Genomic DNA, 11,436 nt, shown 5'->3' with positions numbered 1-11,436 from the left:
TCGACGCACTCCGGACAAGTAACCTCATGGGCGCGGCATGCAGGATTAACCGAGCCCAGCCGGTCATGAGTGCGGCCTTGCCGGGTCGGGCGATAGGCAGTCATGCCCTGCCCTTCCTGCGGGTCAAGCACTCCGAAAAAACATTTCCCCCATAAATGCTAGATCTTCCGTTGCCTTTTCGCGTCACAGGCCGTCAAACGCCCGGCCGTTCACAACAGTGATCCGGCAAGTGTTTGGCTGCGCGAGACGATGCTGCAGGGAGTCGTCCTGCATGGCACTTCGCTATGATGCTGCGGTGCCGTCTAACGGCGCCTCGTGCTTGAACGCACTGAACGGCCACCGCGATCAAAATCGATGGTTCGAGGACCGTTGATCATCACCCCGCCAGCCTCGATCTTGTTTGCCGCCACGAGAGCGACACAGAGACTGCTGGTGAAGATGCCCGCCTGCCCGCTATGTTCCGGATGGTTGACCATCCCGGATGGACCCATCGAGGGTGTCAAGGCGAGCATGAGCACAGGCGCGAACAGTTCACGGGCAGGCGCGACGGTGGCCGCAAAGCAACGTCGCGCCAGCATGCGATCTCAGCAGGATCGGCACCATCCTGTCAGGGAGCAATGCGAGTGGCTGGCTTAGCCGCTGCGACGCTGCCCGGCATCGCGTTCAATTGATCTGGCGCCTTAAATGCAGGAAGGCTTCGCGGCCGGTACGAGGCGCATCCCTCCTCCGAAGCAGCACGCCCAAGTATCATCACAAGCCCCGAGCGCCCGCGTTCGGCGATGTCCAATTTCCGACAATGTCGGAATACAGTCAGATCTGCTGGATTGACTTTAAATGGTTTTCTCATTTGGCACAGCGCATGCTGGTTATCCGGAAACACGTGACCGACCAACAAGAAGTCGCATGACACAACCGAAGCCATCCATGTCTGACGGGCTGCCCAGGATACCTACTGCGACCGCGCTTGCCCGGTGACGACCGCTCCGGCTCCGCCCGTTACCGACGAGGCAAAGTGACGGATTTCCTGCGTTTCAACGACATGGAGGTGGTTGTCATTCCCGCTGGGGGACAGACTCGGCCTGTTCAAGGCATTGCGCGAAGGCGGCAAGATGACGGCCACCCGTGCGCGAACTCAAGGAGCGCAGCCTGTATCGTGTATCAGGCAAATAGGCCGTCGGTCAGTGACCTTGACACAGGGGACATGCGCAAGGTCCTGAAGTTTGATGCAGCGATAGAAGGGTGCCAATGACAACAATAGCTTACAGGAACGGAACCATGGCTGGCGACGGCCGAGCCTTGGGTTTTGACTCAGTATCCGTCGGTGAGAAAACGAAGGTGTTTCGCTTATGCGACGGCACACTCATCGGCGTTTCCTCTTCGTCCTTGGGTATTCCAAAGGCCGTTCGAGACTGGGTTGAGAAGGGCATGGATGTTTCTGATATTCCTGTGCCGCGCAACGACGACAATTTTGAATTTGAGGCGCTGATAGTGCGCAAAAATGGGGAAGCCGTATTGTTGGACGGCAATTGGCTGCCAAGTGATCCCGTGAAAGGTGAATATTATGCCATCGGGAGCGGCAAGCAGTATGCTTTGGCCGCGCTGGTTTTGGGCAAGTCAGCTAAGGAAAGCGTCGAAGTTGCCGCGAAACTCGACGTTTGGACTGGTGGCACAGTCACTGCCATAACTCACTAAACCCGCCTTTCGGCGGGAGTGTGACAGTGCGAGCGTGGAAGTAGGGCGCCACCCCGGGGCACGTCGAGCCCTGTCATGTGAGCTGGTCCATAAGCGCGCGAAAGCGTCCAGTTGTGGCCAAAAGCACGATTTGCGACAGAACCGGCCCGCTTCTATGAGTATGGGCCGCTTTTTGCGGCCAGCGTGCTTGCCATCCTGCCGCCAGTGGCCGTCGCCTTCTTCTTCCAAGGTTACCTCGTCATGAAGTAGAGCACCACGATCTTGTCGGAGAGATCGGAAGGCGGACGGCCCTTCCGTCCGCGTCGGCCAGTTCGAAAGGCGGCGCGGCCTGCTCGTCGATCGCCTGGAAGAACCTCTCCGCGCTGTCCCTCATCTTGTCGAGATCGGCGCCCGGATGGTGGGCCAGCGCGGAGGTCCCGAGGATCAGCGCCAGAAATTGAATCGCAAGCGACGGTTTCGCTTTCATGGACAATGCATTCCGGTTGGGGGCGTTCGAGGGCTCCGCGGCTAGGATTGGTCTCACTGTGTCTGCTCCCGCTCCCGGCGGCTCATCTGCCTGATAGGCGCGTTCCCGCTCGGGCCATGTGCTTTTGATGAAGGCCAGAACGGCCCGGATCTCCTCGTCGGTGAGGACATTCCCGAAGCCCGGCATGTCGCTCTGGTAGCCGCCGCCGACGACCGCGGCCGGTCCCGGCGCCGGCATGCGTCCCGAAGGCAGCGGGCTTTCCAATCGCGCTGACCTTCGCCTGGCTAAAACCGTCTTGCCTAGCGCTATCGCCGCGGCCGGGGCGCGGCCATCCGGTTGGCGAGCCAAGGCAATGTCCAGACCAATCCGAGGCCTGCCGCGGCCACGCATCGATAAGAGGACCGACGCCCTTCTCCTTTGCCGCCGCTGGAGAACAGGTATTTGATCAGCGCGGCCGTCCCGAGGACGAGCACGACGACGACAAGCAGCCACACCAGGCCCGTGCCGAACATCATCATGCCGCTCATGCATTCCATCATCGAAGCCTCCTATTCCGTGGCGTAGATGCCGCCGGTCGCGTCAGACTTTCGGATTTCGAGAATCTCGAAGGGCGCTTCCTTCGTGCCACTCATGCCGGGGGAGCCCATCGGCATGCCGGGCAGCGTCATGCCCTTTGATGTCGGGCCGCTCGGTCAAGAGCTTGTTGACCGTGCCGACCGGCACATGGCCGCTCACCACATAGCCGTCGATGAACGAGAGAAGGCAGCCATCGGCTTCCGGCGGAATGCCCTCTTCGCGGCTCATGGCGAAAAGGTCGTGAGTCGGCCTTGACGGTGATTCCTGGAAGGCCGATTCCAAGGCGAGCTGGCTTGAAGGCCGCGGTCCGGATGGTCGACTAGGCAGCTTGGTTCCACGATCGCAATGCTTGATCGCTTCATTGCAGGCCATGGGCTCTCGCCCCCTCCTTTTGCCACACGAGGCGCCAGCTCACGTGTTGTTGTTGGCGTGCGCCCCGGCAACCGCTTTCACCAGCCGCTCCAGCGATCCCGCGCGCTCCAGCTCCGCAAAGAATGATGCGGCGTGACGCTACCCAGCCGGTGCTTCTCGGCCTTCCAATTAAACTGTCTCGACGAAAGAGCCGTCTCCGTTGCTCCGGTCTCGGTGTTGAGTTCTCTAAGGCTGCGCCACACCTTGGTCCCCACGCCGGCAAATGATCTCACTATGCAGCCCGTGCTCGCACGCTCTCAAACTAATTACCGCTGCTGCAACACGCCGCCTGGCGGCCTGCACCGAAAAGCCGACAGGGGTGCATCTGAATAGCCGTGAACCCAGGTCTCAAAGACCATCCGGCGCGACGAGCGGACGCACCGCACGTGTGACACCCGCCTTGTGGGGCAGGGTTGCCTTTCTCAATCCCGGCGTTGGTCGGCGTCCCAATGAGCAGCAAGCTATTATCGGCCGCCGAATCTTAGTGGCTTCGTCGAGAGCCTCAATCAACCAAGCGGCGAAAGCCCCGCTAGAGTCTCCGCCCGCCTGTCGCTATGAAGCAGTTGCAGCCAGCGCTGCTTCAGGCGCATGAACTCGCCCGATGCAATGATTTCCGTCGCCCTGGGTCTTTCGAAGGGCACTGTTTCTATTCCCTTCTTCTTCGGCGCGCGGCTTGATGCCGACATACGGTTTCTTGACCTGCCGCCTGAACTGGCTGCCGAAGCGGGTGCCCCGCCAGCGACCCCGACAATCCCCTGTTCCGCAACTGCTGAAGAGCCGACTGCGCTCGCATCCCGATATTGCGCAACGGCACTATGCCGACATTCTGGAGACCGCAGCCGCATGAGCCTCGAGATGTTCCGCCGACCGTCGACAAAGGCGTCCTCTCGCCTGCGTCCGCCATTTGTCAGTGCTCGATCTGATTGGGGAGACGCCGGTCGTCGAACTGAAGAGATTCGATACCGGCAGGTGTCGTCGCTTCGTCAAGATCGAAAGCCAGAATCCCGGCGGATCGATCAAGGATCGCATTGCGTTGTCGATGATCGTTAATGCCGAACAGCGTGGCACGCGCGGGGCGGTACAATCATCGAAGCGACCGCTGGCAACACAGGGCTCGGCCTGGCCATCTGGCGGCACGAAGCGCGTGATCGCGTGTCCAAAAGCTGACAGCGTCAGACAAATGTCAGGTTCATTACAACCAACATCTGGGCACTGACGAGGTTTTTCGAAGCAATGGGCGCTAACTGCGCGCTGAGCGCGTTGGCATGGCTTTTGAGACTGAGTGACTGTGACTGCACTCAATGGGGCAAGACGAGCGATGCGCTCCTCCCTGAACCCGTGTGCCGTCTCTGAGAGGAAACCAGCTCGTGCAGAAACCTTTGGAAATAGCTTTGGACCGCAACGTGGTATTGCAGATGGAGTCCCCGGCTCCTTCGATTAGAGTCGAGAACTGGCTGCATGGCGAGCCCCTCACGAGCTTTGAGCCCGGCAAGTGTACATAGTCGAATTTTGGGCAACTTGGTGCGGCCCATGTGTGGACGGGATGCCCCATCTGATCCAGCTGCAGGGCGTCGCCAGGCGCACCATCTGGACAGCAGGAACTGGACTATGGGCAAGGTAACAGGCTTTCTCGAAATCGACCGGCAGGTGCACAAGTACCAGCCGGCCTCCGACCGCATCCGGCATTTCCGCGAATTCACGCTGCCGATGTCCGACAAAGAGGTCGAGAAACAGGCCGCGCGCTGCATGGATTGCGGCATTCCGTTCTGCCATGGGCCGACGGGCTGCCCGATCCACAACCAGATCCCGGACTGGAACGACCTCGTCTACAATGGCGACTGGGACAATGCGATCCGCAACCTGCATTCGACCAACAATTTCCCGGAGTTCACCGGCCGCATCTGCCCCGCACCTTGCGAGGAAGCCTGCACGCTGAACCTCGAGGACATCCCCGTCGCCATCAAGACGGTCGAGCAGGCGATCGCCGACAAGGCTTACGAGACCGGCCATATCAGGCCCTATCCGCCGGAGAAGAAGACCGGCAAGCGCGTCGCCGTCATCGGCTCCGGCCCGGCCGGCATGTCGGCTGCCCAGCAGCTCGGCCGCGCCGGCCACGACGTCCATGTCTATGAGCGCGAGAGCCGGCCCGGCGGGTTGATGCGTTACGGCATTCCCGACTTCAAGATCGAGAAGCACTATATCGACCGGCGCATCGAGCAGATGCAGGGCGAGGGCGTCACCTTCCATTGCGGCGTCAATGTCGGCGTCGACAAGCCGGTTGCCGAGCTGCTCGCCGAACATGACGCCGTGCTTTATTGCGGCGGTTCCGAAACGCCGCGCGCGGCCGGCATTCCCGGCGACGATCTCGGCGGCGTGCATGACGCGATGCCCTATCTGGTGCAGCAGAACAGGCGTGTCGGCGGCGAACCGATCCAGTCGGTGGCGTGGCCGTCGCATCCGATCCTCGCCGGCGGCCAGCATGTCGTCGTCGTCGGCGGCGGCGACACTGCCTCCGACTGCGTCGGCACCGCCTTCCGCCAGGGCGCGGTGCGCGTCACCCAGCTCGACATCCGGCCGCAGCCGCCGGAAAAGGAAGACAAGCTGTCGGTCTGGCCATACTGGGCGACCAAGATGCGCACGTCATCCTCGCAGGCCGAAGGCGCCGAGCGCGAATTCCAGGTGGCGACGCTTGAATTCATCGGCGAAAACGGCCAGCTGACCGGGGTCAAATGCTGCGAAGTCGACGAAAAGCGCAAGCCGATCGCCGGCACCGAATTCGTCATCCGCGCCGATCTCGCGTTCATCGCCATCGGCTTTGCCGGGCCAGCCGCTCGCGGGCCGGTGTCGGAACTGGCCGGCCAGATGAAGATCGCCATTGACAGCCGCCGCTCGAAGAATGTCGAGGCCAATGACCGGGACTACAGGACCAGCGTCGAAAAGCTCTATGCGGCGGGCGACGTGCGGCGCGGCCAGTCGCTGGTCGTCTGGGCGATCCGCGAGGGCCGCCAGGCGGCGCGCGCCATCGATGAGGCGCTGATGGGATCGAGCGTGCTGCCGCGCTGAGTCCGTCTCGAGACCCTACTTGTGCGGCCACCTGAAGGCGCTTTCCGCCCTTCCGCTGCCCCGGGCAGCTTACGGACTGATCGCCGTGGTCGTTTCGGTTGTGGCCCCGGCCGCAGGCTGCCGCCTTGGCGGCCAAGAAAAATCGTCGGCGCGGCCGGGCGCAGCAGCGGGCGCCTTGCCCTCGACGACGAATTTTTCACCGGGCCCGTCCGGCTTGGCCGGCGCTGCGGCACCGAGAAGTTCCGAACCGCCGTCGAGTGCCGGTGATTGCGAGTCGGCGTCGGTAGCCGGGTCGGCGGCCTCAGTCTTTTCCTTCGAGGGTGGACTACGTTACTGGCCAGTACCGGCAACGCATCGAAGGAACTTTACAATCATAAAGGTACGTCACTGGTCTCGCGGCTCACCTATGACGATCTAGACGCGCATTCGAGTCCACAATCCGACTGGCATTTTCGTAAAGGCCTCCTCGGTGCGGGCGGCATCAGGGAGGATTTTCTCATGACGAGGACTTCTTACGGAAATGGGGGGCTACTCAAACACATTCAGTGATCAGCGCGGGGGCGGCGTCAGCTATTTCACCGCCGATCTTGGATATAATTTCTTGAACTCACCGCGCTACCGCATCGGTGCTTTTGTTGGCAACAATTTCTGGCACGAGAGCTACGATGCTTTCGGTTGCACGCAGCAGGCGACCAACTGGGGAACCTGTGTGCCAACCGTCCCACCTACGTCAACCTCTCAGCCAGGACAACGATTGGCATTCGCTGCGACTCGGCTTGGCCGGGCAGACGCAACTCACCGAGCGACTCAGCCTTTCTGGTGACGTGGCGTTCCTCTTCACGCGGCTCGACGGCAAAGAGCAGCACCACATGCGCCCAAGATCAAGCTAATTCCCGAAGACGGCGATGGGCATGGCGTCCAGCTCGAGGCGGTGTTGCGGCCGTGGCGAATAACGGCACCGCTCATTTCGAAGAGGCAATGGGCGGTCGTGGTTCCCCGCAGGCCGACGATTGGAAGGCAAAGCGCTACGGCGTTTTCGTGCAGGCTAGCATCAAGTTCAACTGAGAGAGCAAGAACCGAGGAGAGCGGCGATGCCACTCCAGCTCATTACGATCATTGGATCAACAGAAGGAAGTTTTCCGAAGAGTTTTGCAAGCGTGCGCAAAGTCGCCAGACAAAGTTCTCTCGGTCCATAGTGTACGTGCCGTCACGCCCGTTCTCGACATGGTTGAATGATACGTCCCGCGCGATCGATCAAAGTCGTTTTTCATTGGTTTTCCGGAAATCGCGGGGAGCACAGCGTGCTGTGACCCTCGCCTGCTGGTTTTCTGTCAACGCGCAGATGAGGGAGAATGAGCGTACAGCAAAAATCATCAGTGCTGTCGCTTTCGCCAAAGCCCGCCGCAGCTAAACGGGGTCCCACGCCCGGTAGCGCCCCCTGCCGGTCACCTCACGGATGCCGAGTTCGGCACCAGCCCGAGCGCAGCGCGCTGGCTAATTTTCAGCTCGGCCGCGACCAGACCTGCCGACACCAGCGGCCGCGCCAGCACCAGCTCGATCAGCGCCGGCAGGCTCGAGTTTTTGCGCCGGTTCCTGAGCCGGCGCTCCATCTGGCTTTTGGCCAGCGCCTGGATGATTGCAAGGCTGAAACAGTCGATGGAACGCCCCTCCAGCGAAGCCGAACCGGACGAGGCGCGCGCGCCAGGTCCTTCGGCTGCCATCGGCACGCTGGGTTTAAGTGCTTGGGGTGACACGGCGTGATCTCCGCCGTTGGCGGGAACAGGGCAGTGCAATAGTACTGCCCTGTTCCTTTTGATCAGAGGCCAGTGCGGATTTCTTCGGCAAGCGCCCTCAACGTCGTCTCGACGTCATCGCCGTTTACCATCTTCTGCATCGCCACGGCCCATGCGTTCATGGCTTCGCCGAAGCCGACACGCGGTGTGAAAGCCAGCGCGGCTTGGTCCTGTATCTTTTTGAAGCTGTCAACGAAGTTGTTGAACTCGGGCTGCGAAGCGTACTTAGTCCAGGTGTCGTCTGCCAGGTCGACGTGCGCGGCGGATTGACGAGCTGGCCAGCAAGGGCACCCTTGAGCGCCACCTGCTTGGAGGTGGCCCACGGGATGAACAGCCAGGCCGTGCCCTTCTTTTCGGAAGCCGCGTTCATGGCGAGAGCCCAGATCCAGATGTCAGACTCCAAGCTCGTGGCGCTCGGTGCGTGCAGCGGCGGAGCGAAGGCGATCTTGCCGGATGCCGGCTTCCCCGCAACATCGTTCCAGAAGCCGAACATATTTGAGTCGATCGTCATCGCGCTGCGGCCGGACGCGAAGGAAGGAGCCGCGCACTTCTTGATCATGTCCACGTAATGTAGTCGTATCCAGCATCGGTAAGCTTCCAATCGCTCAGGTATTTGTCCAGCGGCTCCAGGGCGCCACTCGGAGCGAGGTCCTACGCGGGCTGAATGCCAGTGCCGAACACATCCCATGCTGGCGACTTCGTCGTCAGTTGGATCGTCATCTTGTTCCAGTAAGAATCGTCTGGGTAGAGTTCCGGCGTGACCTTGATGCCGGGTCAGCTTCTCGAACTCCGGAAATTGCGCAGCGAGAGCATCCGCATAGGGGTGGATGTCGTAGGCCCAAGTTATGCTGGTCCCTTCGAATTGACGCCAGTTCACGGTGTCGGCAGCGGCCGAATTAGTGAGCGATGCCGAGACGGCAAAAAACGCCAAGTCAAAAGCAAGCTGTTTGCGAAGCGACGCGCACCTGTAACGAGTACGGGGAATGAGCGACCCATGTAATCCTCCCTGGGGCATTTTGCCAATTTTTGGGTCCACTCCTCCATCCCGAGTTCGCTCATAGCCACAATAAGCGGTTTCCAACGAGCTCGCTCTGAATGCACCAGGCCAACTGGGTAAAAACGGGTAACCGGCACTAAAAGGCGTTGTAGTATCGCCACCAGAAATACTGCTCCGTGGTGCTGGCCTTTGCCTGGGGGCGCAACACGGCAACTACCCGCTCAAAACGGTTGGTCCTCTACCTCTTATTCACCGTCGCTTTCCTCGCGGCCTAACCCGGCCGGAATATCCGTTGCCAGAAAAAGGCCTCGCGGCCGGTTCGAGGCTCATCCCTCCTCCGAAGCAGCACGCTCAAGTATCGTCACAAGCCCCGAGCGCTTCGCGTTCGGCGATGTCCAAATTCCGACAATGTCGGATACAGTCAGATCTACTGGATTGCGTTTGAATGGTTTTCTCATTTGGCACAGTACATGCGGGTCATCCGCAAAACACGTGACCGACCAACAAGAGTTCGCATGATCACCTTACCACAACATACAGCCGCCGCGGAACAATCACTTGGCCCCTGATCGCCCACCCCGGCACCACAACCGGAGTCATCGATGTTCTGACAGGCTGCCCAAGGATACCTGCTGCAACAGGGCTTGCCCTGGTGACGACCACTCCGGCTCCGCCGGTTACCGACGAGGGCAAAGTGACGGATTTCCTGCTTTTCAACGGCATGGAGGTGGCTGTCATTCCCGACCACCGCGCCGGTCGTCACCCATATGGTCTGGTGCAGGATCGGCAGCGCGGAATGAGCCGCCGGGGATATCTGCATGTCTTCGAGCATCTGATGCTCAAGGCGCCTCATGACGAGCACGGCTCCGTCGCCTGGAGAGATTGAACCCAAAGGGAGATTCAGATGTCTGAAGCGAATCAGGAAAAGTTGGACGCATTCTTGGGGAAAATGGTCGGCGATCTCGGTGCGATCGCAACGGGCGCGGGAGTCCTGCTGGGGGACAGACTCGGCCTGTTCAAGGCATTGCGCGAAGGCGGCAAGATGACGGCCGCCGAACTTTCGACACGCACCGGCACCCAGGAACGCCTCGTAAGGGAATGGCTTTCCGGGCAGGCGGCGGCGGGTTACGTCGACTACGATGAAGCGAGCGACAAATTCTATCTCAACGCCGAGCAAGAGCTGGTGTTCGCTGATGAAGACAGCCCGGCCTTCATGGCAGGCGCATTCGAGTTCCTGTCCGCGCTGTGGCTCGATGAAGAAAAGGTGAGGCAGGCATTCCAGTCCGGCAAGGGCGTCGGGTGGCACGATCATAGCGCGTGTCTGTTTCGCGGTACGGAACGGTTCTTCCGTCCAGGCTACAATGCCAATCTGATCGACTCCTGGCTGCCGGCCTTGGAGGGCGTCGTCGAGAAGCTCGAACGCGGCGTGGACGTCGCGGATGTTGGATGCGGTCATGGTGCATCGACCGTGCTCATGGCACAGGCCTTCCCCAATTCGCGCTTCGTCGGCTTCGACTATCATGCCCCTTCGATTGAGCGCGCCCGCAAGGCGGCCGAGGTAGCCGGCGTCGGCGTTAACACGCGGTTCGACGTGGCGGCCGCCAAGAGCTATCCCGGAACCTATGACCTCGTCACATTCTTCGATTGCCTTCACGACATGGGCGACCCGACGGGCGCCGCCACCCATGTCCACGGATCGCTCAAGCCGGACGGCACGTGGATGATCGTCGAGCCGTTCGCGCATGATCATCTGGCGGCGAACCTCAATCCCGTCGGCCGCGTTTACTATGCCGCTTCCACTTTCGTGTGCACGCCCGCATCCGTGTCGCAGGAAGTCGGGCTCGCGCTTGGAGCCCAGGCCGGTGAGGCGAGGCTGCGCAAGGTTGTGACCGGCGGCGGCTTCAAGCGATTGCGTCGCGCCGCGGAGACACCGTTCAACATGGTGCTGGAGGCCCGCCCTTAGCGTGGCCGTCGCCAGAAATTGCAGCTCATCGCATTTGATGAAGATCACCGCCAAAAATCCGGACGCATCGGGCACATTTTCAAGGCGTCTGGGTTCACGCAGAGGTCGCTGCCGAGTTGTGTGCCAAGAGTCCCATACGTTGCGGCTCAGAAAGGACCCCACGCACGGCGACGAACATGCCCATAGCGATGGCCGCTATAATCACATATGTCCACCATGGCGCGTTCACAAAGCTGGTAAGCCACGTCGCACCGAACGCGCTTACGACAAAAACGAGAGCCTCGATAAAAAGACTGAGCCTGTACACATTCAGTCGTCTCATCCTCATACCACCCATCCAAAGACTGAGCTTGTTGCGCTACTGCGACAGAGCCTAACATATTGGAGAGTGCTCACTAGTCGACCGTGAACAATCCGAGCCCTAAGCGGCGACCGGCTTCGGCCGGATTTGAAGCAGGGCAATCAAGAGCGACAA

General features: G+C 60.7%; 8 protein-coding genes and 6 pseudogenes. 7 read left to right on the top strand and 7 right to left on the bottom strand.

Annotation, left to right across the window (positions count from 1 at the left end; genetic code table 11):
* Positions 1–302: 302 nt before the first annotated feature.
* Positions 303–578 carry a hypothetical protein gene (locus P9230_RS32085; RefSeq protein ID WP_063169403.1) on the bottom strand — a complete coding sequence of 92 codons (276 nt, stop codon included), beginning with the start codon at positions 576–578 and terminating at the stop codon, positions 303–305.
* A gap of 697 nt (positions 579–1,275) precedes the next feature.
* On the opposite strand from P9230_RS32085, the gene P9230_RS32080 reads away from it, so the two are divergent.
* Positions 1,276–1,692, top strand: coding sequence for a hypothetical protein (locus P9230_RS32080; protein ID WP_063169404.1), 417 nt, complete (start codon positions 1,276–1,278; stop codon positions 1,690–1,692).
* Between the two features lie 238 nt (positions 1,693–1,930).
* On the opposite strand, the gene P9230_RS32480 is transcribed toward P9230_RS32080, so the two are convergent.
* The 3 genes and pseudogenes from P9230_RS32480 to P9230_RS32060 all read right to left on the bottom strand — a co-directional run.
* Complete coding sequence (locus P9230_RS32480) at positions 1,931–2,422, bottom strand: cytochrome c (RefSeq protein ID WP_244514239.1); 492 nt, start codon at positions 2,420–2,422, stop codon at positions 1,931–1,933.
* A 41-nt stretch (positions 2,423–2,463) separates the two neighbouring features.
* Complete coding sequence (locus P9230_RS32065) at positions 2,464–2,697, bottom strand: hypothetical protein (RefSeq protein ID WP_127312611.1); 234 nt, start codon at positions 2,695–2,697, stop codon at positions 2,464–2,466.
* A gap of 9 nt (positions 2,698–2,706) precedes the next feature.
* Positions 2,707–2,986: pseudogene (locus P9230_RS32060) on the bottom strand (DUF411 domain-containing protein); the annotation flags it as partial.
* Positions 2,987–3,787: 801 nt separating this feature from the next.
* Between P9230_RS32060 and P9230_RS32055 the strand changes: the two are divergent.
* The 4 genes and pseudogenes from P9230_RS32055 to P9230_RS32040 form a co-directional block, all read left to right on the top strand.
* A pseudogene (locus P9230_RS32055) lies at positions 3,788–3,992 on the top strand (isopenicillin N synthase family oxygenase); the annotation flags it as partial.
* Between the two features lie 8 nt (positions 3,993–4,000).
* Positions 4,001–4,270, top strand: a pseudogene (locus P9230_RS32050) (pyridoxal-phosphate dependent enzyme); the annotation flags it as partial.
* A gap of 278 nt (positions 4,271–4,548) precedes the next feature.
* Positions 4,549–4,712: pseudogene (locus tag P9230_RS32045) on the top strand (thioredoxin domain-containing protein); the annotation flags it as partial.
* Between the two features lie 41 nt (positions 4,713–4,753).
* Complete coding sequence (locus P9230_RS32040; protein ID WP_063169408.1) at positions 4,754–6,208, top strand: glutamate synthase subunit beta; 1,455 nt, start codon at positions 4,754–4,756, stop codon at positions 6,206–6,208.
* Between the two features lie 69 nt (positions 6,209–6,277).
* Here P9230_RS32040 and P9230_RS32035 read toward each other — a convergent pair.
* From P9230_RS32035 to P9230_RS32025, 3 genes and pseudogenes are all read right to left on the bottom strand, one after another.
* Positions 6,278–6,472 (bottom strand): annotated as a pseudogene (locus tag P9230_RS32035) (DUF459 domain-containing protein); the annotation flags it as partial.
* Between the two features lie 1,181 nt (positions 6,473–7,653).
* Entirely contained in the window at positions 7,654–7,962 is a 309-nt protein-coding gene (locus tag P9230_RS32475) for a helix-turn-helix domain-containing protein (RefSeq protein WP_236473435.1), read from the bottom strand.
* Between the two features lie 157 nt (positions 7,963–8,119).
* A complete protein-coding gene (locus P9230_RS32025; protein ID WP_236383562.1) occupies positions 8,120–8,566 on the bottom strand; it encodes an extracellular solute-binding protein in 447 nt (148 codons plus the stop codon).
* 1,057 nt (positions 8,567–9,623) lie between these two features.
* Here P9230_RS32025 and P9230_RS32020 point away from each other — a divergent pair.
* Positions 9,624–9,845: pseudogene (locus tag P9230_RS32020) on the top strand (insulinase family protein); the annotation flags it as partial.
* 57 nt (positions 9,846–9,902) lie between these two features.
* Positions 9,903–10,961 (top strand): class I SAM-dependent methyltransferase, encoded by a 1,059-nt coding sequence (locus P9230_RS32015; protein ID WP_024504268.1) that lies wholly within the window; start codon positions 9,903–9,905, stop codon positions 10,959–10,961.
* Positions 10,962–11,436: the final 475 nt, after the last annotated feature.

The sequence above is a fragment of the Mesorhizobium sp. WSM4887 genome, from assembly GCF_029625865.1.
In the GTDB taxonomy this organism is placed as follows: domain Bacteria; phylum Pseudomonadota; class Alphaproteobacteria; order Rhizobiales; family Rhizobiaceae; genus Mesorhizobium.
Note: the sequence above shows the minus strand (reverse complement) of the source record. Positions and strands in the feature narration are given on the sequence as shown.